Source organism: Kitasatospora sp. NPDC101108, assembly GCF_055584725.1.
In genome coordinates this window covers 294,794-318,483 of the sequence record NZ_JBVJLM010000009.1, presented here as the reverse complement: position 1 = coordinate 318,483, position 23,690 = coordinate 294,794, and the positions used below count along the sequence as shown (strand labels likewise).

Below are 23,690 nucleotides of genomic sequence, written 5' to 3'. Positions count from 1 at the left end.
TTCACCGCGGGGCATCTTGCCGATCGCCCGGCGCCCGGCCCACGAAATGTAGAGGAATTACCGCGTGAACCGGTGGGAATTCAGTCACGGAATCGTCGGGGTCAACGCGCCGAGTTGGCTCACCTACGAGGTGCACCGCCCGTACTTCGACGGCGCCGAATCACCGGCCACGGTCATTCAGGCACGGTCCGCGGTCCTCGCCGCCAGGCGTTTCGAGAATCCTTCTCCGGGCGCGCTGCGATTCGGCATGTCGATGCCCGCGAGCTACCGCCGGCTGCTGGTGCAGGAGTCCCGGCTGACGGCCTACCGGGCGGTGGTCCCGACCGACCTGCCCGACGAGCTGGCCTCCCCCGCCTGGCGGCGGATGACCGAGGCGTACCGGCGGCACGCCGAGCTGGACCAGTTGGACCGGTCCGGCCTCGCGCACTGGCTGCTCGCGGTCTGCCTCCCCGGCGCGGTGCTCGACGTCGTCCCGGCGGACCTCGACCCGGCGGTCTGCCAGGACCAGGTGACCGCCGCCGTGCAGGCCGCCCGCGCGGCCGCCCTGTTCGGCTCCGAGGGCCTCTCCGAGCGGGCCGCGGCCGCCTACCGGGTGCTGGCCGACCACCCCGCGCCCACGGTCGCCCACGTCCAGGCGGTGGCCGGCTGGGGCTACCTGCTCGCCCGCCACGCCGGGGACGACTCGGCCGCGCCCGTCTTCCTCGGCCGCGCCCGGGAGTTGCTCAAGGACATCGCCGGCGAGCTCACCACCTTCACCCACACCGTGCTGACCGCCCGGCTGGCGCTGCGCGAGGTGATGTACGCCGAGCGGCAGCGGGACTTCGCCGGCGCCCGGGCACTGCTGGCCGACGTCCGGGCGGGCGTCGCCGAGCTGACCGCCCCCGACCAGGACGACGAGCTGGTCCTGCTGGAGACCCGTCGGCGGCTGCTCGACCGGCACCTGGAGATCGCGGTGCGGATGGGCGACGCCGAGGCCGAGCGCGCCGCCGTCGAGGAGGGCCTGGCCCTCGACCCGTCGGACGTGAAGATCCGGATGCAGGCGGCACAGGCCCACGAGCGAGCGGGCGAGCACGAGCAGGCGCTGGCCGGCTACCTGCACGCCGCCCGGCTCGGCCCCTTCGGCACCGGCTTCGCCCTGCTGCGGGCCGCCGACTGCGCCCGCGAGCTCGGGCACACCGAGTTCGCCCGGGTGCTCAACGAACGGGCCTTCCGCGCCGCACCGCGCGCCGGCGCCACCAGGGACGCGCTGCTGGACGCCTGCCGGCGGGACGGCGACCACCCCCTGGCCGAGCTGACCGAACGCGCCGCCACCCGGGACCGGGAACGGCCGTACACCAACAACTGGCACTACCGGATGTACGCCTCGTACTTCAACCTGGGCGAGTCCGAATCCCCCGGCCTGTACGCCCGACTGCCCAGCCTGGCCTACGAGTTCGCCGAGCGCGGGAGCGACCGGGCCGAGGTCAACTGGCAGCGCCTCATGCCGCCGGCCTTCCGGGGCAACCTGGTCCGCGAGTCCGGGCTGACCGAGTTCGCGGTCGAACACCCCGCCGACCTGCCCGAGCACCTGCGCACGCCGCGCTGGAACCGGCTGTGCGAATGGCTGGAGGACTTCGAGGGCTGCGAGCCCGAGCGGCAGCAGCGGATCGCCATGGTGCTGTACCGGCTCGGATTCACCAAGCTGGTCCTGGAGTTGATCCCCGCCGTGCCGGTCGACCGGCTCCGGACCCCGGCCGAGCTGCGGCTGCACCACTGGCGCGACCTGGTGCGCTACGTCGGCTCCATCGGCACCGGGGCGGTGGCCACCCCGGAGACCTCCTTCGCCGTCGCGGAACACCCGGCCTGCCCGACCCACCTCCGGTTCGTCATCGCCGTGGTGGCGGTGGTGTTCCACGCCCGCGAGACCCGCTCGCTGGAGGAGGCGACGCGCTGGCGGGAGATCGGCGCCCGGGCGATGGAGGAGCTGCTGGCGGACCCGGACCGCTCCGAGTTCGAGAAGATGATGGCGGAGAGCCGGTTCTACCGCAGCGTCAGCTTCGTGCCGTTCATGGCCAGGGACCGCGACCTGCTGGCCCGCGACATGGACCGCGCGGAGGAGCTCGCCCGGGCGGTGCCCGCCGAGGGGCCGTACCAGGAGTTCCTCAAGCGGGAGAACCTGCGGGCCTGCGTGGAGAGCCGCTCCAAGGAGTGCTACGCCTTCGGCGAGGACGAGCGGGGCGACCGGCTGGTCGCGGAGGCGCTGGCCCTGGACCCGTACGAGCCCAAGACCCACATCGAGGTCGCGGAGGGCCTGCTGCGGCGCGGCCTCCCCCGGGAGGCGGCCGACAGCTACCTGCGCACCGCCCGGCTCGGCCCGGTCTCCACCGCCTTCGGCTACGCGTCGGCCGCCGAGTGCTTCCGGCGGGCCGGCCAGCCGGTCCTCGCCGAGGACTGCTACCTCCAGGCCCTCCGGCTGGACCCGTACGCCATCTCCGCGGCCCGCGGCTGGGCGGCGGTCGGCGCGGCCAACGGCATGGACGAGCTGGCCCGCACCTACCTGGCCGACCTGGAGGCCTGGGGCGCGGCCCGGCGCGCCGCCCGGCGGGAGCGGGCGTGAGCGTCACCTGGGTGCTGCGCCCGGAGACGGACCCCGGAGCGGAGGCCGGTGCCGGTGCCGGTGCCGGGGCGGGGTCCGGCGCCGAGGCCGTCGTGCGGCCGGTGTGGGCCGGCGAGCCGCCCGCCGGCCTGCCCGCCGCGTACCTGGCCGGCACCGGGTTCGACGGCGAGGTGGGCCAGGTCCTGCAGCTGCCCGGCACTCCGGTGACCGTCCTGCTCGGCGTCGGACCGCGGGACCGGCTGGACCGGGACGCGATCCGGGCCGCGGCGGCCGGGCTGGCCCGGGCCGTCTCCGTCTACCGGCACCTGGCCGTCCATCCGCCGGGGCCGGACCTGCGGCCGCTGGTCGAGGGCTACCTGCTCGGCGGCTACCGGTTCACCCGGTACCGGAGCGGCGCCGGCGCGCCGACCGACCAGCTCGTCGAGGTGCTCGCCCCGCAGACCCCGGACGCCGCCCGCGGCCTGTTCGAGGGCCGCCGGCTGGCCGAAGCCGTCCTCCTGGCACGGGACCTGGTCAACGAACCCGGCGAGGCCCTCACCCCGCCCGCCTTCGCCGAACACGCCGCCGGGATCGCCGCGGAGACCGGGCTGGACTGCGAGGTCTGGGACGGCCCGCGGATCGCCGCCGAGCGGCTGGGCGGACTGCTCGGGGTCAGCCGGGGCTCCCTGGTGCCGCCCCGGCTGGTCAAGCTCGGCTACCGGCCCCGCCACTGGACCGAACGGATCGCCCTGGTCGGCAAGGGCGTCACCTTCGACGCCGGCGGCCTGTCCCTGAAGCCCAACGCGCACCTCGCCGGCATGAAGGCCGACATGGCCGGAGCGGCCGCCGTCCTCGGCGCGATGTCCGTGCTGGGCGCACTGAACTGCCCCGTCGCCGTGGACGCCTGGCTGCCGCTCACCGAGAACATGCCCAACGCCGATCCGATCCGGGTCGGGGACGTCCTGGTGATGCGCGACGGCACCACCGTCGAGATCTGCCACGCGGACGCCGAAGGCCGCCTGATCATGGCCGACGCCCTCGTCCTGGCCGCCGAAACCAAGCCGCAGGCGATCGTCGACATCGCCACCCTCACCGACGCCGCCGCGATCGCCCTGGGCCGCCGGATCGCCGCATTGATGGGCACCGACGACGCCCTGATCGACCGCCTGCGCGCAGCCGGCGCCCGAGCCGGCGAACCGCTCTGGCCGCTACCGCTGCCGGACGCCTACCGGCCCCAACTCCGCTCCCGGATCGCCGACCTGGTCAACTACACCCTCGGCACCCGGCACGGCACCGCCCTGCTGGCCGGCCACTTCCTGCGCGAGTTCGTCCCGCCCCACATCCCCTGGGCCCACCTCGACATCCAGGGCACCGCCCTCTCCGACGCCGACCACGCCGAATGGCCCGCCGGCGCCACCGGCTTCGGCGTCCGCACCCTCGCCGAACTCCTCACCGGCTACGCCTAGGACCTGACCGTCCGGGGCGGGGCGGCGAGGAGTGGCGCGGATCACAGCGGGTCCGGTGCGGCGGGCGAAATGCGGGGGCCGTCGGAGTGGTTGGCACGGGCAACCGTTTCCGTCCCGGCACCATCCACTGCCATCCGCGAGGAATCCCATGACCGTCACTGAGCCCTCTGTCTCCCGCGCGACCGAGATCCTGTCCCGGCCCGTCACGATCAACGGGCTGACCGTGCCCAACCGCATCGTGATGGCGCCGATGACGCGCAAGTTCTCCCCGGGCGGCGTGCCCGGCGAGGACGTGCGCTCGTACTACGCGCGGCGCGCTGCCGCAGGGGTCGGCCTGATCGTCACCGAGGGAACGTACGTCGGCCACGAGTCCGCCGGTCAGAGCGACGACGTCCCGCGCTTCCACGGCGAGGAGCAGCTGGCCGGGTGGGCCCGTGTCGCCGAGGACGTCCACGCGGCGGGCGGCACCATCGTGCCGCAGCTCTGGCACATCGGCATGGTGCGCGACCAGAACGACCCTCCCTTCGCCGGCGCCCCCGCCGTCGGCCCGTCCGGCATCCGGCTGGACGGCACCGAGGGGGCGGGGCGGGCGATGACCCGGGCCGACCTGGACGCCGTCGTCCAGGCGTTCGCCGAGGCCGCCGCGGCCGCCGAGCGGATCGGCTTCGACGGCGTCGAACTGCACGGCGCCCACGGCTACCTGCTCGACCAGTTCCTGTGGGCCGGCACCAACCGGCGCACCGACGCCTACGGCGGCGACCCGGTCGCCCGGACGAAGTTCACGGCCGAGCTCGTCGCCGCGGTGCGCGAGGCCGTCTCGCCCGCGTTCCCGGTGATCTTCCGCTACTCGCAGTGGAAGCTGGGGAACTACGACGCCCGCCTCGCCGAGACCCCCCAGGAGCTGGAGGCGATCCTCACCCCGCTCGCGGAGGCCGGCGTCGACGCCTTCCACGCCTCGACCCGCCGCTACTGGACGCCCGAGTTCGACAGCTCCGACCTCAACCTGGCCGGCTGGACCAGGAAGCTCACCGGCCGCCCCACCATCACCGTCGGCTCCGTCGGCCTCGACGGCGACTTCCTGAGCGCCTTCGCCGGCCAGGGCTCCGCTCTCCAGGGCCTCGACAACCTCCTCGACCGCCTGGAGCGCGACGAGTTCGACCTCGTCGCCGTCGGCCGCGCCCTCCTCCAGGACCCGGAGTGGGCCGCCAAGGTGCTCGGCGGCCGCTTCGCCGACCTCCGTCCCTACGACGCGTCCGCGATCAGCACCCTGAGCTGACCTCCCGCCCCGCCACCTCCCCGGAAGCCCGGCTCCCGGGGAGGTGGCAGCCGCCGTCGCGACCGGGGCGGTCGGCTACAGGTACTGTTCGGCCCAGATGATCTTGCCTTCGGGTGTGTAGCGGACACCCCAGCGTTCGGCGAGCTGGGCGACGAGGAACAGCCCACGGCCTCCCTCGTCCTCGGCGGCCGCGTAGCGCAGGTGGGGGGCGGTGCTGCCGGTGTCGGAGACCTCGCAGATCAGTGTGCGGTCGTAGAGCAGGCGCACCTTGATCGGCCCGCTCGCGTAGCGGATGGCGTTGGTCACCAGCTCGCTGAGCACGAGTTCGGTGACGAAGCCGGCCTCGTCCAGGCCCCACTCGGCGAGCTGTCGGGCCGCGTCGGCGCGGGCCCGGGCCACGGCCGCGGGCGTGGCGCTCACCTCCCACTCGGCGATCCGGTCGGGCTCCAGCACGCGGGTCCGGGCGACGAGGAGGACGATGTCGTCGGACTGCCGGGCGGGCAGCAGGGCCGACAGCACGGCGTCGCAGACCTCCTGCGGCGACCGGTCGGGGTGGGCCAGGGTGGTGCTGAGGACGTCCAGGCCGACGCCGATGTCGCGGGTGCGGTCCTCGACGAGGCCGTCGGTGTAGAGCACCAGGCTGCTGCCCGGCGGCAGGCGCACCTCCGTGGCGCCGAAGGGCATCCCGCCCAGGCCGAGCGGCGGGCCGGCGGGGAGGACGAGGACCTCCACGGTGCCGTCCGGGTGGACGAGGGCCGGCGGGGGGTGACCCGCCCGGGCCAGGACACAGGTCGCTGTGGTGGGGTCGTAGACGGCGTAGAGGCAGGTGGCGCCGGTGATCGAGAGCTGTCCCTCGGCCGCGGCCGTCTCCTGGTCGATGTGGGCGACCAGTTCGTCCAGGTGCCCGAGGAGCTCGTCCGGCGGCAGGTCCAGGGTGGAGAAGTTCTGGACGGCGGTGCGCAGGCGGCCCATGGTCGCGGCCGCGTGCAGTCCGTGGCCGACCACGTCGCCGACGACGAGGGCGACCCGGGTTCCCGACAGCGGGATGACGTCGAACCAGTCGCCGCCGACCCCTGCTTGGGCGGGCAGATAGCGGTAGTCGAGGTCGAGCGCGCTCTGCTCGGGCAGCGCGCGCGGCAGCAGGCTGTGCTGCAGGGTGACCGCCATCGTGTGCTCGCGCGTGAAGCGGCGGGCGTTGTCGACGGCCACGGCGGCCCGGGCGGCCAGCTCCTCGGCCACGGACAGGTCGTCCTCGTCGAACGGGCCCCTGTCCCGGCTGCGCCAGAAGCAGGCCACGCCCGTCAGCACACCCCGCGCCGTCAGGGGCACGGCGACCATCGACGCCAGGCCGAACTCCAGCACCGCCTGTGTGCGCTCGGCGTCCTGCCTGCGCCACCCGGAGTCGGTCGCCAGCTCGGGGACCAGCGCGGAGCGCCCGCTGACGACGCCCGCCGCCTGCGGGGTGCCCCCGGCCCACGTGACCAGCTCCCCCTGGGGGTACAGCGGCGAATCGTCCCGGACGCCCGTGACGGCCACCCGTCGCAGTACCACCGGGGCCCCGACCGTCAGGGTCCGCGGCTCGTCGCCGCGCAGGACCTCTTCGGCGAGGTCGACGGTCGCGTAGTCGCAGAATTCCCGGGTGGCCGTCCGGGCGAGTTCCTCCGCGGTGCGCCGGACGTCCAGGGTGGTTCCGATGGCCACGCTCGCGTCGTACAGGAGCCTGAGCCGGCTACGGGCGACCTCGGCCTTACCCGCGAGGGCGAGCAGCTCGGTGGAGTCGCGCAGGGTGGTGACGCTCCCGGGCGGGCCTCCCCCGGTGTCGGTCGGGCGGTTGTTGACCGCCAGCAGTCGGTCGCCGACGGGGATGACCTCGTCGGTGACGGCACGGCCCGAGGTCAGCAGTTCGGTCGTACGGGGGGCGAGGCCGAGGTCGGCGACGGCGTGTCCCTCCACGTCGGCGGGCAGGTCGAGCAGCCGCCGCGCTTCGTCGTTGGCGAGCAGGACCCGGCCGTCACCGCCGACGATGGCCACGCCCTCGCGCACCGCGTGCAGGACCGCGTCGTGGTGCTCGTACATCCGGGTCATCTCCTCCGGCCCCAAGCCGCGGGTCTGCCGCAGGAGACGCCTGCCCACCAGCGCGGTTCCGGTCGTGGCCAGGCCGAGCGCGACGGCACCGGCGGCCAGGACGACCGGCAGCTGGCGGTCGATCGCGCTGCTCACGTTGGCGACCTTCATCCCGGACGACACGATGCCCACGACCGCGCCCCGGGCGTCCTCCACCGGAACCACCACCTGGAACTCCTGGCCGAGCGGGCCGTGCACCTGCTCGACGGTGATCCCGCCCTGCAGCGACGGCCCGATGGTGCCGACGAACTTCTTGCCGATCTGCTCCGGCTGGGGGTGGGTGAAGCGGATGCCATTCCGGTCGGTCACCACGATGAAGTCGACCTGGGCGGCCTTGCGGGCCTCTTCGGTCAACGGCTGGAGCACCGCGCTGGGATCAGGGCCCTCGATCGCCGCCACCAGGCCGGGGCTGTGGGCGAACGCCTCGGCCGCCGCCAGCGAGCGGTCACGCGCTGCGGCGAACCGGTCACTGCGGGACTCGACCAGCAGCGCGACGACCGCCGCCACCACGAGCAGCAGCACGATCAACACCTGCAGGACGAACATCTGACCGGCGACGCTGCGGATGCCCATCACCGACCGCAGCCGCCGCACCGACGGCTCCGGCGGGACAGGGCGTGGCCGCCGCCTCCGGCGGACGCCCGATCGGTCCGGAGGCCGGGGAGAGGAGCCCGTGTCCTTCGCCATACACCCATGGTCCCGCCAGGAGCACGAGCGGGCTCTGGCAACGGGCAGCGCGCCTCCCATCTCCCACCGTCGGAGTCCGTCGAACGGGCTGCCGCTCCTATCCGTGTCGGTGGCCCGCGAGATCGTCCAGGAGGAGGTCGGCGACCACCTCCTGGACCACCGCGGTGCGCATTTCGACCATGGCGGCGACGAGCGCCCGGTCCCACGGTGCGGGCGTGAGGCGCCCCGGATCGGGCCCCCCGGGAACCCGGGCCACGGCCGCCCGGTAGTCGTCGGCTGCCATGCGCCAGGGCGTGGCTCCGGTCTTGGCCAGGACGTGCGCCGCGATCCGGATGCCCTCGCCGTCGAAGTCCCCGTGGTAACGCAGGGGTGCGCCGCCCTCGGCGAGTCGGCGCAGCAGGTGGATCACGGCGGTGTTGGGCCAGCCGGAGGTACAGACCAGCGGTGGGCAGTGGCGGCCGAAGCGCCGTAGGGCCAGGGCGAGCACGCTGGGGTTCTCGGTGATGTGCACCGGTCCTGCGGGGCAGGTGAGTTCGCCGGGCGTGCGGAGTTGGGCGAGAGTGAGGCTCACGGGGTGGCCGACCTCGGCGCAGATGCGGGAGATCCGGGCGGCCGGGCCTTGTCTCCCGAGACGGAGCCCGGCGGCGAGGACGGTGGCGGAGAGTTCGTCGTCGGCCACTCCGGCCCGGCTCCAGAGGGCGCGTCGCCCCTCGGCGGCGTCCGGCATGTCGGTCCCGTACAGCACCGCCAGTGCGCGCAGGACGACGGAGGACAGCCGGGTCCCGTCGTCGAGGGCGTGGGAGTCACCGTCGAGGAGGCGGGCGGCGAGGACCGGAAGCGGCTCGCCGTCGGCCGGCAGGGCGGCGAGAACGGCGAGCGCGGCGGTCAGCAGGCCCCGGGTCCGGTCGGGTGAGCCGTTGACGAGGCCGTTGGTCCGCAGATGGCCGACCCACTCCAGCAGGACGGGCTGGGCGGTGACCACCTCGTGTCCGGCCAGCCACTCCCACAGGGCGTCGCGCCGGGCGGTCCTGTGCTCACGCTCGGCGGCCCGGTCGTGGATCGGACCGAGGATGGCGGCGACCACGTCCCGGACAGGTCTGCCGCAGGCATCCAGCACGGCACCGTCGAGTCCGGCGAGGGGGATCGTCGGTCGGGCGCCGGGAAGCCGGTCGAGTCCGAGCAGGTCGGCCAGTGCCTCCCGACCGGCGTCGTCGAGCGGACCGGACCGCACCCGGCTCACGGGACGGCCGCTCGACAGCCGGTCGTGGACGGCCGACCAGAGCGGTCGGAGTTCGGGGAGGTCGAGGGGGTGGCCGTCGGTCACGTCGGCTCCCCCGTGTCGGCTTCGTCGGGCAGCAGTTCGGTGCCCGTCCAGGTGAAGCGGGCGCTGGTGACGGCGTCGTCGCCGTCACCGCCGGTGATCAGCTGGTGGACAGCGATGCCGGAGAGCTCCCGGTAGGTACACCACTCGTGGTCGGACGTGAGTACCAGGTCGAGGTCGAGTGCCGCGAGGAGACCGAAGACCTGCCCGCGGTTGACGGTGTCGACGCCGACGAACACCTCGTCGAGCAGGATCAGCCGCGGGGACTGCGGCACCGCCTCGTAGTGGGCGGCCACAGCGGCGAACAGCGGCAGGTGGAGGGCGATGGCCTTCTCACCTCCTGAGAGCGCGCCGTGGAGCTTCTTGGTGAGCAGTTGCCACCCGGTGCCGTTGGCGCGGTCCAGCTTGACGACGAACTGGTGCCAGGCCGTGTAGTCGAGGACCTCGGCGAGCTGCTCCTCCCACGTCGCCGCCGTGTTGCGGGTCTTGGCCTCCTCGATGCGGCCCCGGAAGAAGGCGTGCAGGGCCTCGCGGTCGGCTTCGGTGATCCGCGCCGGGTCCTTGAGCAGCAGCTCACGGGCCGTCCGGGTGCCCGCGGGCAGGTCGGGGTGGATCTGCCACACCAGCCGGACGGCCACCCTGGAGGCGGTGCGGACCCGTTCGAGGTGGCCGTTCATCCGCTCGACGAGTTCACCGGCCTGGCGGATCCGGGAGGCGAGGTGGCGGCGGGTGTCGCCGGTGAGGGTCCGGTCGAAGAGGCCGCGTTCGGCGGCGGTGATGTCGTCCTGGCTGCGGTCACGGTCGCCGGTGAGGATGGCGAGCAGACCGGTCGCGCCGACCCGGATGCCGTCGACCGTCGCGGTGAGGACGTGGATGTCCTCCTCCGCTTCGAGTTCCAGGTCGGCACGGCTGCTGAGGCTCTGGCGGGCTCGGTGTACGGCCTCCGAGAGCCGGTTCAGGGAGTCGCCGAGGTTCCTCGTACCGTGCGGCAGGTTGGGCCACGCGGCGGCGGTCTCGCGCGCCGCTTCGAGGGTGGCGCGGGTGCCGTCCACGGAGGTGAGGGTGAGGCCGAGGCCCGCGTCGTCAGGGAATCCGAGGACGCAGAGACGGCGGAATCCGTGGGCGGCCTCGTTGCGGGCCGCCACGGCGTCATCGCGCCGGGCCGCGTCCTGGGCCATGGTGGCGCTCAGCGAGCCGATCCGGCCTTCGAGAGCGATGAGTGCCCGGGTGCCGGATTCGATCTCCCGGCGGATCCGGTCGAGCTCCGCGCGCAAGTCGCTGATCCGGCCGGCCACTTGGCGGTAGTCCTCGCCGACGGTGCTCTCGACGGCCAGGAGCGTGGCTCGGAGGCCGCGGGCGGCGGCCTCGGCGGCCTCGGCCTCCGCCAGGCTCTCGGCTGCCGCCCCGTGGGACGCCTCGGCATGGCTGCGCGCGGTGTCCCAGGCCTGCTGGGCGGCCGCCCAGGCGAGGTGGGCGTCGAGCCAGGCGTCGGCCTGTTCGCGCAGCGCATCGACCGCCGTGGCGGTTGCGTCCAGTGCGGCGCGTTCGGTCGGCAGGGCGTGCTCTGCCGAGGCGACGGCGACGGCGCGCAGGGCGACCGCGACGGCGTCCTCCTGCCGCGCCAGCCGTTCGACGGCCTCGCGCACGGCGTCCTCGCGGGCGCCCACCTCGGACTCCGACCGTTCCCAGGCGCGCTTGGCCTGCTCCACCTCCCGGTGGTGCGGCCGGGAGCGGAGCTCGGCACCGAGGCGCGTCCGGCGGTCGACGAGTGCGCGCAGCCGTATCTCGAAAGCGGTGACGGCGGTGTCGGCCTCGGCCAGTTCGGCGGTGAGGTCGGCGATGCGCCGCTGCCTGGCACGTTCCCGGGCCGCGGCCCCGATGTGACTGGACTCCTCCTTGGACCAGGAGCCGACCGCCGTCGCCAGCCGCCAGCTCCCGTCGGAAGCCACGGCGGCCGGATGGCCCGTCGGGAGCGAGGAGCCGTAGGCGATGCCGGCCAGCAGCCGCTCCACCCGGCCGACCGGCACCGGACCGTCGGGTTCGGGAGCCAGGACGTCGAGCAGCGAGGGGCCCGGCGCGGGCACGGCCGATGCCGGGTCGGCCAGGGTGTCGTGGCCGGCGACGGCGAGGCCGCCGTCGGGGGTCATCCAGGCGTCCAGCAGGCCGGAGGCCTCCAGGGCCGCCTCGATCCCCGCCTGGTCGGCGGACGGCACGTCCGGCCGGAACGCCAGCAGGCGCCAGAGCGGCGCGCCCGGCTGGGCCGACCGGTCGGCGGTGCGGGTCCGCGGCGGCACCGGCGGCAGATCGGTCGCGGCCGCAGTGCGTTCCAGCTCCTCGGCGAACCGGTCGCGCCGGGCCCGGGCCTCGCCCCAGCCGGCCCGGGTGGTCGTCTCCTCAGCGGTGACGGCGCTCTCCGCCGCGCGGGCGGCAGCCTCGACCAGCGCGAGGACGTCGGTCTCGACGGCGGCGCGGGAGGCGAGCTCCTCCACGTCGTCGATGTGCAGCTCGGTGCAGTCCGCCGTCGCCCACCGGCGCAGCAGTTCGGCGTGCTCGTCGACGGCGTTCTCATAGGCGCGGACGTTCCCGTCGCGCCGCGCGGTCGCCTCGGCGAGGCGCTCGCGCGCCGTGTCGAGGTGGTGCTCCGCCGTCGTCCGGTCCGCGACGGAGCGCTCGTGCTGTTCAACGGCGGCGCGGACCCGGGTGATCTGGCCGTGCCGTGCGGCGACCGCGCCACGCAGCAGGCGACGTGCCGTGCGCCCTTGCTCGCCCGTGTCCCCGGGCGTGCCCGGTGAAGTGTCGAGCACCGTCTGCACCTCGGTGCAGAGGGACTCCATGGCCGCTCGCCGCGCCGCGCCGCGGGTGTCCTCCCGGGCGGCGCGGGTGTGCTCGGCCCGCTGGTGGGAGCGCTGCCGGGCGTCGTCGGCGCGTGCGGCGTCCTCGGCGGCCGTGCGGGCCTTGCGATCGGCGGCGGCGCGGAGACGGTCGGCCGTACCGGCGGCCTGGTCGGCCCTGCGGCGGAGCTGATCGATTTCCTGGCCCTGCCGGTAGACCTCGGAGTCGAGCAGCCCCTCGATGGCGCCGTCGACTTCCTGCCGCCGATGTTCGAGCTCCTCCTGCGCTTCCCTGACCTCGTCGCGCCGGCGCAGGGCTTGGGTGTGCTCCTCCTCGCTCTCCCGGGCGATGCGGGTGAGGTTGTCCATCTCCGTCGTCGCCGAGATGAGCGCGGCCGCCCCGGCGCGCAGGACGCGCTGGGCGTAGCCGCGCTGCTGCTGTGCGACCGCGGTGGCCGCGGCCACCTCGTCGTCCAGGGTCCTCAGGTGTTCGCGCTGGCGGTCGAGGCGTTCGAAGCCCTCGGCGAGTTCGGTGATCTCGCCCTGGCCGAGCGGGGGCAGCGCCCGCGAGAGCAGGGAGGACAGGAGCGAGGGATCCAGGCGCTCGGAGAGCTTGGGGGTGCGGAGCTGGAGCAGTGCGGTGATCAGGGCGTCGTAGCGCTGCTCGTTCAGCCCGGGGAAGAGTGTGCTCCGGACCGAGTTGCGGTAGTCGGCCGGCGACCCGTGCAGCTCGCCCCGGTCGCGCAGGGCTTCGGCGAGGGCTGCGCGGGTGAGCGGTTGGCCCGCGTCGTTGACCAGGGAGAGACCGCCGGGACGGTCGATCCGCGCACCGGTCGTGAAGTAGTCGACGGTGACGCCGGTGGTGTGCACGCTGGCCTGGAGTCTGGCGCCGCAGGTGAACCAGGCGGGACCGCCGTCGTCTGCTCGGTCGTCGCGGACGAACTCCAGCCACACGTAGCCGACTCGGGTCTTGCCCGAGGTGCCTTCGCCCATCAGGTTCCAGTGCATGGTGCGCTCGGAGCCGCCGAAGGTGGACAGCCGGTTGGGGCGCAGGCTGGCGTCGAGCAGGAACGGCAGGAGCACCTCCAGGGCCTTGGACTTGCCGGTTCCGTTCTGCCCCCGCAGGAGCAGTCGGCCCTGGTGGAAGGTGAAGGTCTCGTCGTAGTAGCGCCAGACGTTGAGGATGCCGGCCCTGGCAGGCTGCCATCGTGCGGTCGCTTCGGCCTGCTTCGGGAACGCGGAGCCGCCCCGCGGGAGCTGTGTCACGGTCATCGGAAGTCTTCTCCGGTCAGGTTGCGGGGCCGTCTGGTCAGGTTGCCGGACCGGCGGGCCCGGTGGCCCGGTACCGGTACGCCGCGGGCCGGGGAACGGTGCGGTCGCCGATCCGGCGGGCCAGGCCGAAGTCGCCGAGGACGCGAACGGCGTCGGTCGTGAGGCGCTGGGCGCCGTCCTCCGACTGGTAGCTCTTCGCCCACTGCGGGAAACGCCGCAGGAGTTCGTTCGCCTCGACGGTGAGCTGTTCCGGGGTCAGCCCGTCCGGCGCGGCCGTCAGCGGTTCCAGCAGGAGCAGTGCGGCGACGCGGGCCGTCGCGGAGTCGTCCGGGAAGCGGCTGTCGGTGGCGATCCCGTCCGGGTCGACGAGCAGCAGGCCGTCCGCCCGTTCCTCCAGCACGAAGCCGCCCTGCTCGGCGGCGCGGCGGACGATCTGGCGCCCGGTCGGCGAGGTGAGGTAGGCCAGTTCGTCGGCGCCGAGTTCGTCGTGGTGGAGGACGGGATCGTCGAGGAGCCGGCGCAGCACCGAGTGCCGTAGCCGGAGGTTGCGCTGTGCGTCGGAGGCGTCGGCGCCGCCGTACCTGCTCTCCCGCACCGTGCCCCGCAGGAGTTCCTCGAAGCGCAGCGGTACCTCCTCCGCCGGCACGGCGAGTCGCGACGGGCCGACGGGCGCGGCGAGCAGACGCATCAGGACCGTGGCGTCCACCCGGTAGAGGACCTTGGCCTTCGCCGAGTCCACGAAGCTCTCCGTGACGCCGTCCACGGTGAGGAGTGCGCCGTAGGACTCCAGGAGTTTGAGGACGTCAACGAAGGCCATGCGCTCGGATTTGCTCGCCGTGTCGAACGGAGGTAGCGCCTCATCGGTGGCACAGGCCTGGACGACCCGGTCGGCGAGCAGGCCGACCGTCGTCACCGGCACCGGGAGCAGCTCGGCCGCGACGACGCACAGCAGCGTGTAGCGGCGGCGGTCGAACGGAGCCCTGCCGGACCGCAGCCGGCGGGCGGGGCGCGAGGCGTCGTGGGCGACGGCCCGGATCTTGAGCAGGCGCGCGTACCCCAGGCGCGGTTCCACCACCAGCTGCCAGCCGCAGTTGTAGTCGAACCACTTCGTCAACGGATCCTGGCGGCGGCGGATCAGCTCGAACGCGGGCTGATCGCCGCGTTCGGTGATCAGCGGTCGGCCGAGGAGAAGTCTGATGCCTCGGGCGACGTCCTGTCGCTCGGCCAGGACCAGTTGGTTCGCGAGAAAGCTCATTCCGCCGTCCCTCCGACGGGCTGCCGCGCGCTGCCCGGGCTGCGGACCTCCACCAGGTAGTCAGGCGCCTCCAGTCTCCCCCGGGAGGTCAGCAGGACAGCTCGCCCGCTGTCGGCGGGCAGCCGGAGCACGATCTCGATACGGCCGTCCGAGGTCACCGCCCGGCGCGCGCCGCTGCCGTCCGGCCGCACAGCCAGCGCCCGGCCGAGGAGGTCGAGCAGGCGCTCGAAGACGGTGTGATCGAGCACGTCGAAGCCCGAGAGCCGCACCGGGCCGCCGGTGCCCAGGAGGTCCCAGGCCGCTTCGAGTTCGGCCCGCTCCTTGCGGGCCCGCTCGGCCCTGGCCGCCTTGATCGCGCCGATGTCGCGCACCTTGCCGGTGCGGGTGAACCTCTCGGTGCGGCCGCTGGTGCGCAGCAGCGCCGACACCTCCACCGGCGGGGCCTCCGCCCAGCTGCCGGACGAGGGCACCAACTCCGGGTCCGGGTGGGCGAGATGGGCATGGCGGGCCGGCCCGATCCCGAAGGCGGCCGACCACAGCCGGTGCAGGTCGTCCTCGCTGGGCGCCGCGGCGAACCAGCGCGCCAGCTCCCGGAAGTCCTGGACGGCGCTGGAGGAACGGCGCCGGGATTCGGTGATCCGGTCGAGGACCTGCAGGAGCGTCACGATCGCCCGCCGGGCCACGTCGTGCAGCTGCTCCACGCGCGGTCGCGCCCCGTACATCGGCCGGAACCAGGCCTGCAGCCCCTCCCAGCGCGCCCGGCGCCGCTCCAACCAGGCCGGGGCGGGATCGCCGTCGGCAACCGGCGGCAGTTCGGCGCCCCGCAGCGCCCGCTCGTGCAACAGGCTCACCCCGCGCTCCTCGACCCGTTCCACGGCGGAGGCCACCGCCTGTCCCCGCTGGTCGAGGTTGACGAGGAACTCCTGAAGGTAGGCCACCGTCGCGGCCTTCACCTCGCGGAAGGTCGCCAGGTCCGCGCCTTCGGCCCGCAGCAGGCGCTGCAACTCCCCGTTGAACGCCTTGGTGTTGGTCAGCAGCGCCTCCAGGTGGCCCTCCAGCTCCTGCAGCGTGGTGAACACCCGACGGTCCGAGGACGTGGGGTCGCCCAGCAGGACGTACAGCTCGTCGAGCCGGTCCGTGATCGCCTCCAGCACCGCGGTCTGCAGCGCGCCCGTCGAGTCGAGCACGGACAGAGCGTGCTCGACTCCGGCGAACGCCGCCTCTCCTCGCCGGGTCAGCGAGTACTGGAGGTTGCGGCGTTCGTACTCCTCGGCGGTGCGGTAGTTCTCCGCGTGGTTCTGGACGACGTCCAGCAGCTGCCACTCCCTGAGCTTCCCCAGCGCGTCCTGGAGATCGTCGTCGTGGACCGCGTCGAGCCAACCGACCGTCCGCAGCCGGGTGCGGACCTCGTCCAGCCCGAGCGCGGTCTCCAACCGCTCGTTGGCCGCGCCGAAGGCCCGGAGGATCGCGCCGTAGAGCTCGGCCTTGTCCCCCGTCGTGAACCGGAACATCTCCGGCGGCACCCTGCGCAACGGCTCTCCTCCCCCTCTGCCCGGCACTACAGTACGCGGACGCACCGACACTCGACCTGAACAGCCCGTAGCCCTATCTGAGCACCAGCGACCGGGTGGACGCGCCGCTCCGGTCCGCAGTGACCGGCGCTAACTACCGCCGGCGGTAGGCACGGTGGGCGGCGATCAGGTCGCGGTGCCAGGGCTTGTGGCCGAATCGGACTGTGGGCGGTTGCCCACGGCGCCGAGGTGGCCCGCCGGTTTACTCAGGTTCGGGGGGTGTCAGTTGCTTCGAGGTGCGGGTGAGCGTCTCCAGCGGTCGGGTGAGCACCTCGGAGAACGCGAGTTCGGCGGCGCCGATCAGGACGGTGTCAGCACCGAGTTCGCTGGTCCGCAGCCGCAGGTTCTCCCGCACTGCGGCAAGGGCAAGGGTGTTGATCTGGCTGCGCACCTGTGCGGCGGATCCGAGGAAGACGTCCCGGAGGGTGCCGCCGAGGATGACCAGGTCCGGGTCGAGGAGGTTGGCGACGTTCGCGATGCCGATGCCGAGCCAGTCTCCGACGCGGTGCAGAGCCTCCCGCGCGGTGACGTCTCCGCGGTCGGCGGCGGTGACGACCGACCGAACGGCGTCGGCCCCGGTGACGCGGCCGTCCCGGCCGGCGGCTTCCAGGAGGGCACGCTCACCTGCCTCGGCTTCCAGGCAGCCGCGGGCGCCGCAGCCGCACGGCCGTCCCCGGTGCGGGTTGACGGTCATGTGGCCGACCTCGCCGGCATATCCGCGTTCGCCGCGCAGGAGTTCACCGTCGATGATCACTCCGGCGCCGATGCCGATCTCGCCATGGAGGTAGACGAGGTTCTGGCTTCCGCGGCCGATGCCGCGCCGGTGCTCGGCGAGCGCACCGAGATTGGCCTCGTTCGCGACGAGGACCGGCAGGTCCAGGCGCAGCCGGTCGGCGAACGCGCCGGCGAAGTCGACGCCCTTCCAGCCCATGTTGGGGGTGAGGCTGACCAGCCCGTCGGGATGGCGGACGATGCCGCGTACCGCCACGCCGACGCCGACGCACGAGCTGCCGGCCGGTGTGCCGGCCAGCATCTCGTGGGCGAATCCCGCGAGGACAGCGGCCACGCGTGCGGGGTCCTGCGGCTGCCCGTCGGGCCAGGGACACTCGCGCCTGTCCAGGAACACGCCGCCGAGTCCGATGAGGGCTGCGGCCAGGCGCTCCACGCCCAGGTCCACCGCCAGGACGTGCACCCGCTCGGACTCCGGCCGGACGACCAGCGAGGGCCTCCCGGCCCGGCCGGTCTCCTGCGGCAGTTCCTCGCGGACCAGGCCCGCCGCCGTCAGATCGCCGACCAGGCCCAGGATGGTGCTGCGGTTGAGGCCGAGCCGGGTGGCCAGGACGGCCCGCGAGGTCGGCCCGTCGAAGTGGACCAGACGCAGCAGAGCGCCCAGGTTCTGCTGGCGGACCTCTTCCTGGGAAGGACCGGCTTTCATGGCGGGCCACCCTCACCGTGGGAATGGGCTCATCGTCGGGCTGTGCGGCGGCGGGACATGGCATCCACACCGGCGGCCACCAGCAGAACCGATCCCGTGACAGCGTACTTGACGCCCGAGCTGTACCCCATCAGGCCCATGCCGTTCTGGATCACCGCGACGACCAGGCCGCCCAGGACGGCGTCGACGACGCGGCCGCGACCGCCGAACAGGCTGGTGCCGCCGATGACGGCGCTGCCGACGGCGAGCAGCAGAACGTTGCTCCCGCCGGTGTTGGGGTCCACGGAGTTCCCCCGGGAGGCGGCGATGATGCCGCCGACGGCCGCCAGGCAGGAGCAGATGACGAAAGCGGCGGTGCGGATGAAGGCGACGTTGATCCCGGCCCGGCGGGCGGCTTCGGCGCTGCCACCGACGGCGTAGATGTGCAGGCCGAAGGCGGTCCGCCGCAGGGTGAACGTCCCGAGCAGGACGAGGGCCACGATCACGGGCACGACGATGGGCACGCCGGTGAGGGAGCCGATGACGATGTTGCGGCTGCGCTCCTGGTTGAGCAGGTACACGGCCGCGCCGCCGAGCACGACGACGGCGCCGGTCCGGATGGCGAGGAGTGCCGCCGGGGTGCCGGCGAGGCCCCGGCCGCGCCGGTCGCGGCTGTGGCGCAGTTGCAGGGCGGCGTACCCGGCGGCGCAGCAGGCCAGCAGGACCCAGCCGAGGGCGGGGCTGAGGTTGTCGTTCGCGATGGCCAGGATGGTGGGGTCCTTGATGGAGACGTTCGTGCCTTCCTTGAGCAGGATCAGGACGACGCCCTGGAAACCGAGGAACGCGGCCAGCGTCACCACGAAGGAGGGGATGCCGACCTTGGCGACGAGCGTGCCGATGAGCAGGCCGATGACCGCGCCGGTCAGCACGGCGGCGGCCACCGCGGCGTACCAGGGCCAGCCGTGGTTGGTCAGCAGGATGGCCAGGACCGCGGCGCAGACGCCGCTGGCGTATCCGGCGGACAGGTCGATCTCGCCGAGGAGCAGGACGAAGACCAGCCCCGTGGCGATGGCGATGCTGCCCGCGCTCTGGGTGAGCAGGTTGGCGAAGTTCAGGTTGGACAGGAAGACCGGGCGCAGGAGGGAGAAGAACACGCAAAGGACGACCAGGCCGGCGATGGCGGGAAGGGCGCCGAGCTCGCCCGCGCGCACCTGCTCGACGTAGCGGCGGCCGATGTCGCCCAGGCCGGCGGTCGGGGGCCGGTCTTCCGCGGGGTCGGTGGGGCGGTTCGGCCGCTCGGGCTTCTGGGAGGCGAGGGCGGAGGTCACGCGGCGGCTCCGTTGGGGGTGGTCCGAGGGCCCAGGTCGCCGCTGCGGCCCGAGGTGATCAGTTCGACGACCTGAGCATGGGTCACGTCGGAGGCCTTGACCTGAGCGGCCATCCGGCCGAGATAGAGGGCGGCTATCCGGTCGGAGACCGCGAAGACGTCGTTCATGTTGTGCGAGATGAGGACGACTGCCAGCCCGTTGTCGGCCAGCCGCCGCACGAGTTCCAGCACCTGCGCGGTCTGGGCGACGCCCAGCGCCGCGGTGGGCTCGTCGAGGACCACGAGCTTGCTGTTCCACAGCACCGCCTTGGCGATGGCCACGGTCTGGCGCTGGCCGCCCGAGAGGCTGGAGACCTTCTGGCGGAGGGACTTGACGGTGCGCACCGACAGCCCCTTGAGGGTCGCGGCGGCCATCTCCTCCATGGTCGAGTCGTCGAGCACGATGCCGCGCCGCTTCTCCCGGCCCAGGAACATGTTCTGCACGATGTCGAGGTTGTCGCACAGCGCGAGGTCCTGGTAGACGATCTCCACGCCGAGCGCGGCGGCGTCGCGCGGACTGTGCACCTGGACCGGCCGGCCTTCGAAGAGGTAGTCCCCGGCGTCGATGGGGTGGATCCCGCCGATGCACTTGACGAGCGTCGACTTGCCCGCTCCGTTGTCGCCGACGAGGGCCGTGACCTCTCCCGCGTAGGCGGTGAGCGCGACGTCGTGCAGGACCTGGACGGGGCCGAAGCTCCTGTTGATCCCGCGCAGTTCGAGGGTCGGTGTTTCTGTCATGGGTGAGGCTCCTGGGGATTGGCGGAGTGGGCCCCGTCCACCGGCGGCCGGGACCCACCGGTACGGCCGGGACCCACCGGTACGGCCGGCGCTCGCGCTACTTGATGCCGGCCTTCGTGCACAGCGCCTCGTAGTCGCCGGTGCACAGCTGCGCCTTGGTGACGTAGCCGTCGGTGACGACGTCCTGGATGTTGTCCTTGAAGACGGCCTCGGGAGCCAGCAGCACCGCCGGCACGTCACGCTTGCCCGTCGGGTCGTTGACGGTGGCCTTGGTCTGGCTCTTCTTGCCGCCCGCCAGCTCCACCGCGAGGGCGGACGCCGCGTCGGCCTCCTTCTTCACGGCCTTGTAGACGGTCATGCACTGGTCGCCCGCCAGGATGTTCTGCAGGCCCTGCACAGTGGCGTCCTGACCGGTGATCGGCACCTGCCCGTTGCGGTGGTTCTTGCGCAGCACGGCGATGGCCGCGTTCGCCAGCCCGTCGTTGGCCGCGAGCACTCCGGCGACGTCCGGCCGGCTGGTGTACATCTGCTCGAAGATGGTCTGGGCCTGGGCGTCGTCCCAGTCGGGCACCGACTGGTTGGGGCCCTTGGTGTATTCCCCGGAGGCGTACTTCGGGTCCAGCACGCTGTTGTAGCCGTCGGCGAACAGGGTGGCGTTGTTGTCCGTCGGGGAGCCGTTGAGTTCGGCGACGACGGGGTTCTTGGCGCCCGCCTCGGTCAGGCACTTCGTCAGGCCCTGGCCCTGGAGCTTGCCGACCTGGGTGTTGTCGAAGCTGACGTAGTACTGGGCGGAGCCGCCGAGGGTGAGCCGGTCGTAGTCGATGGTGGCCACGCCCTGTGCTTTGGCCTTGTCGAGGACGGCCTTGCCGGTGCCGCTGTCCAGGTTGACGATGACCAGCACGTTCACGCCGCTGGTGATCATCTGGTCGGCGATGGTCTGGAACGCCTGCTTGTCGCCCTCGGCGTTCTGGATGTCGTAGTCCACACCGGCAGCCTTGAAGGCCGCGGCGAGGTAGGGCCGGTCCGCGGTCTCCCAGCGGACGGACGACTTGCTGTCCGGCAGGATCACGCCGATCTTCGGCTTCTTGGCGCCCGCCGGGCCGGCACCGGAGCCCGAGGAACTGCAGGCGGTGACCGTGGAGAGCAGGGCCGCTGACACGGCAGCGGTGGCGAACAGGAATCCCTTGCGCATCGGCAGGGTCCTTTCGAGGCGTGTCCGAACAGCGCCGGACGTGCGGCTGACGAAGGGTGGGGGAAGGGCACGGGCACGCAGCGGGCAAGCAACCGGCCCTTTTGTTGCCTGCGACAACATACGGCCTGCGGTGAGGCCCGCCAACCCCTCGTGCCGACCCTTCGTACGCAACGCCCTCGGGGGGCCACGGATCGACTACGCACCCGGGCCCGACCCCGGCACCGCCCTGGGGGCGAGCCGGTGCCGGGCCCGGACGAGGCTTCGAGCGGGGCTTCGAGCTGGGCTTCGAGCGGGGCTTCGAGCGGGGCTTCGAGCGGTGGTCAGCCGAGCTTCCACTGCTGGTTGCTCTGCCCGTTGCAGGCCCACAGCTGGACCAGCGCGCCGTTCGCCGTCGACGCTCCGCTGACGTCCAGACAGAGTCCCGACTGGACGCCGGTGACGGTGCCGTCGGCGTTTCGGGTCCACTGCTGGTTGGGCTGTCCGTTGCAGGTCCAGATCTCGACCTTGGTACCGGGCGAGGTCTGGCCGTTGTACGCGTCCAGGCACATCTGGGTGCCGCCCGAGGAGACCGTCAGCTGGCCGGAGGCGGTGCGGGTCCAGGTCTGGTTCGGCTGGTTGTTGCAGTCCCAGATCTGCACCTGGGTGCCGGGGGTGGTGGTCGAGTTCGGCACGTCCAGGCACTTGCCCGCACCGACCGCGTGCACCGGGCCGGTCTGGTCCGTCCCGCCGCCGGCGCCGCCCGTGACGCGGAACATGGTGGTGCCGTGCGCCGGCACCGAGGCGCTGATGGGGCCGGTGGTGGTCGAAGTCGCCCCGGACCAGAGGTCGGTGAGGCCGTAGCCGGCAGCGCCGGTCTTCCCGATCGCGGCGGCGGAGGTGCTGATGGTCGCGGTCGATCCGGTCTCGTTGAACAGGGCCACCGAGACGTCGCCGTTCGCCAGCGGCTTGGCCAGCACGTCGAGACCGCCGACGGAGGACACCAGGGTGCCCTGCTTGCCGAGCGAGTCCTGGTCCACCGCGATCACCCGGGCGTTGGTGAGCGTGGCCAGGGTGGCCGGGCTCGCGGAGGCGACGTTGGTGCCGGCGATCAGCGGAGCCGCCATCTCCGCCCACAGGCTGAACTCCGAGCGGCTCTCGGTGTCGGTGAGCGGGCCGTTGCCGACCTCCAGCATGTCCGGGTCGTTCCAGTGACCGGGCCCGGCGTAGGCGGCCAGGTTCACGTTGCTGTGGAAGATCGACAACATGCTGTTGTAACTGGCGTTGATGTCGCCGGTGGTGCGCCAGCTGTTGCCGACGCCGGCGCCCCAGGTCCACACGCCGTCCTCGCCCCAGCTGCACAGGCTGAACAGGATGGGCCGGCCGGTCGCGGCCAGCGCGTCGCGCATCGTGGTGTACCGGGTCTGGGCGGGCACCTTGGTGCCGTTGGGGCAGGAGTTCAGCGAACAGCCCGGCCCCGCATAGCAGTTGTCGTACTTCAGGTAGTCCACGCCCCAGGCGGCGAAGGTCTGCGCGTCCGTGGTCTCGTGGTCCAGGCTGCCCGGGAAGCCGCCGCAGGTCTGCAGTCCGCCGTCCTCGTAGATGCCCAGCTTCAGCCCCAGCGAGTGGACGTAGTCGGCGGTGCCCTTGATCCCGTCCGGGAACTTGTTCGGATCAGGTACCAGGCGCCCGTCGGAGCCCCGGGCGTGGGTCATCCAGCAGTCGTCGATGTTGACGTACTGGTACCCGGCGCTCTGCATGCCGTTGTTGTGCATGGCCAGCGCCGTGCTCTTGATCAGCGGCTCGGAGACGTTGCAGCCGTAGGCGTTCCAGTCGTTGAAACCCATCGGCGGCGTGAGCGCCAGATTGTTGCCCAGCGCCGCAGCCGGCGACGCCGCGGCCAGCGAGAGCAGCGGAAGCGCCAAGGACAGTAGCAACGCCGAGAGGACGCAGGCGAGCGTCCTGCGCAGGTTCGCTTGGAGCATGGTGGTCGCCTCCTGGTGGATGGGGTGATGGGAGGAGGGGAATCTTCGTGGGCATGACAATGCGGCTCCTGGACGGCCCCACCGTTGCGGGAGGTGGGGACTCCGGACAGGGGCAGTGCACGCCGGTTTCCGGTGCGGCTCCGGATTGTTAGCGCTAACAATCAGTCACGAAAAAACCACCGGGGTGAATGTCCCCGGCGTCGGCCAATGGGAGCTTCCAGCACCCCGCACACAGTGTCAACCCTTCCTGCAGCACTGCGCGCCGCCCGGTGGACACCCCCTGGCGCGATCACCGGGTCACATGCGTCGTCAGATGAGCTGTTGGGTCGACTGGCCCCGCTCGTTCCCAACTCCCCTGTTTCAGGCGGTTTTTCACCTGTCACGCCGTCAATTGTCCCAGCATTCACCGCATCCACCAGGACGGGGAGCTGTCCCGCGAAGGCCATGGCGGGCGTCGATGCCATTCGACGCGCTTTCGACAGTGATGCCATGAAGGAAAGGTGTCTTCCTGCACAGAGCCTTGCTGAGCAGGCGCCCCGTCATTACCGTCCAGCCAAGCGCTTCGACACTGCGCACCTGCATCCGGCGAGCCCGGTCCCACCACCAGGCCGGGGGCCGTGACCCATCCATCGCCGTCCTTG

13 protein-coding genes are annotated in these 23,690 nt (G+C 72.8%); 3 read left to right on the top strand and 10 right to left on the bottom strand.

The features are described 5' to 3' along the window. Positions 1–64: 64 nt before the first annotated feature. The 3 genes from ACZ6Z8_RS21720 to ACZ6Z8_RS21710 all read left to right on the top strand — a co-directional run bounded on the left by ACZ6Z8_RS21720 (position 65) and on the right by ACZ6Z8_RS21710 (position 5,317). Positions 65–2,596 carry a tetratricopeptide repeat protein gene (locus tag ACZ6Z8_RS21720; RefSeq protein WP_465611678.1) on the top strand — a complete coding sequence of 844 codons (2,532 nt, stop codon included), beginning with the start codon at positions 65–67 and terminating at the stop codon, positions 2,594–2,596. Continuing rightward, positions 2,593–4,041, top strand: coding sequence for a leucyl aminopeptidase (locus ACZ6Z8_RS21715; protein WP_465611677.1), 1,449 nt, complete (start codon positions 2,593–2,595; stop codon positions 4,039–4,041). The genes ACZ6Z8_RS21720 and ACZ6Z8_RS21715 overlap by 4 nt, the downstream gene beginning before the upstream one ends. 148 nt (positions 4,042–4,189) lie before the next feature. Then, positions 4,190–5,317 (top strand): NADH:flavin oxidoreductase, encoded by a 1,128-nt coding sequence (locus ACZ6Z8_RS21710; protein WP_465611676.1) that lies wholly within the window; start codon positions 4,190–4,192, stop codon positions 5,315–5,317. A gap of 75 nt (positions 5,318–5,392) precedes the next feature. On the opposite strand, the gene ACZ6Z8_RS21705 is transcribed toward ACZ6Z8_RS21710, so the two are convergent. From ACZ6Z8_RS21705 to ACZ6Z8_RS21660, 10 genes are all read right to left on the bottom strand, one after another. Then, positions 5,393–7,987: a SpoIIE family protein phosphatase gene (locus ACZ6Z8_RS21705; protein WP_465611697.1), complete on the bottom strand. Its 2,595-nt coding sequence runs from the start codon at positions 7,985–7,987 to the stop codon at positions 5,393–5,395. Between the two features lie 238 nt (positions 7,988–8,225). Further along, positions 8,226–9,452: a TIGR02679 family protein gene (locus ACZ6Z8_RS21700; RefSeq protein ID WP_465611675.1), complete on the bottom strand. Its 1,227-nt coding sequence runs from the start codon at positions 9,450–9,452 to the stop codon at positions 8,226–8,228. Continuing rightward, complete coding sequence (locus ACZ6Z8_RS21695; protein WP_465611674.1) at positions 9,449–13,552, bottom strand: TIGR02680 family protein; 4,104 nt, start codon at positions 13,550–13,552, stop codon at positions 9,449–9,451. The genes ACZ6Z8_RS21700 and ACZ6Z8_RS21695 overlap by 4 nt, the downstream gene beginning before the upstream one ends. Positions 13,553–13,589: 37 nt before the next feature. After that, positions 13,590–14,807, bottom strand: a complete 1,218-nt coding sequence (locus ACZ6Z8_RS21690) for a TIGR02678 family protein (RefSeq protein ID WP_465611673.1) — start codon at positions 14,805–14,807, stop codon at positions 13,590–13,592. Further along, positions 14,804–16,318 carry a TIGR02677 family protein gene (locus tag ACZ6Z8_RS21685; protein ID WP_465611696.1) on the bottom strand — a complete coding sequence of 505 codons (1,515 nt, stop codon included), beginning with the start codon at positions 16,316–16,318 and terminating at the stop codon, positions 14,804–14,806. The genes ACZ6Z8_RS21690 and ACZ6Z8_RS21685 overlap by 4 nt, the downstream gene beginning before the upstream one ends. Positions 16,319–16,580: 262 nt before the next feature. After that, a complete protein-coding gene (locus ACZ6Z8_RS21680) occupies positions 16,581–17,813 on the bottom strand; it encodes an ROK family protein (protein WP_465611672.1) in 1,233 nt (410 codons plus the stop codon). Between the two features lie 29 nt (positions 17,814–17,842). Next, positions 17,843–19,120 (bottom strand): sugar ABC transporter permease, encoded by a 1,278-nt coding sequence (locus ACZ6Z8_RS21675; RefSeq protein WP_465611671.1) that lies wholly within the window; start codon positions 19,118–19,120, stop codon positions 17,843–17,845. After that, the gene (locus ACZ6Z8_RS21670) at positions 19,117–19,896 is read right to left on the bottom strand and encodes an ATP-binding cassette domain-containing protein (protein ID WP_465611670.1); all 780 of its coding nucleotides are present in this window, start codon (positions 19,894–19,896) and stop codon (positions 19,117–19,119) included. Before ACZ6Z8_RS21670 ends, ACZ6Z8_RS21675 begins: the two co-directional genes overlap by 4 nt. 97 nt (positions 19,897–19,993) lie before the next feature. After that, positions 19,994–21,088 carry a sugar ABC transporter substrate-binding protein gene (locus ACZ6Z8_RS21665; RefSeq protein ID WP_465611669.1) on the bottom strand — a complete coding sequence of 365 codons (1,095 nt, stop codon included), beginning with the start codon at positions 21,086–21,088 and terminating at the stop codon, positions 19,994–19,996. A 320-nt stretch (positions 21,089–21,408) separates the two neighbouring features. Next, on the bottom strand, positions 21,409–23,049 hold the full coding sequence (locus ACZ6Z8_RS21660; RefSeq protein ID WP_465611668.1) for a glycoside hydrolase family 27 protein: 1,641 nt from the start codon (positions 23,047–23,049) through the stop codon (positions 21,409–21,411). Positions 23,050–23,690: the final 641 nt, after the last annotated feature.

Excerpts from the sequence above, each read along its gene's own strand:
- ACZ6Z8_RS21680 (WP_465611672.1), bottom strand. The coding sequence starts at position 17,813 with ATGAAAGCCGGTCCTTCCCAGGAAGAGGTCCGCCAGCAGAACCTGGGC.
- ACZ6Z8_RS21710 (WP_465611676.1), top strand. The coding sequence starts at position 4,190 with ATGACCGTCACTGAGCCCTCTGTCTCCCGCGCGACCGAGATCCTGTCC.
- ACZ6Z8_RS21705 (WP_465611697.1), bottom strand. The coding sequence starts at position 7,987 with ATGTTCGTCCTGCAGGTGTTGATCGTGCTGCTGCTCGTGGTGGCGGCG.
- ACZ6Z8_RS21660 (WP_465611668.1), bottom strand. The coding sequence starts at position 23,049 with ATGCTCCAAGCGAACCTGCGCAGGACGCTCGCCTGCGTCCTCTCGGCG.
- ACZ6Z8_RS21665 (WP_465611669.1), bottom strand. The coding sequence starts at position 21,088 with ATGCGCAAGGGATTCCTGTTCGCCACCGCTGCCGTGTCAGCGGCCCTG.
- ACZ6Z8_RS21670 (WP_465611670.1), bottom strand. The coding sequence starts at position 19,896 with ATGACAGAAACACCGACCCTCGAACTGCGCGGGATCAACAGGAGCTTC.
- ACZ6Z8_RS21690 (WP_465611673.1), bottom strand. The coding sequence starts at position 14,807 with ATGAGCTTTCTCGCGAACCAACTGGTCCTGGCCGAGCGACAGGACGTC.
- ACZ6Z8_RS21685 (WP_465611696.1), bottom strand. The coding sequence starts at position 16,318 with ATGTTCCGGTTCACGACGGGGGACAAGGCCGAGCTCTACGGCGCGATC.
- ACZ6Z8_RS21695 (WP_465611674.1), bottom strand. The coding sequence starts at position 13,552 with ATGACCGTGACACAGCTCCCGCGGGGCGGCTCCGCGTTCCCGAAGCAG.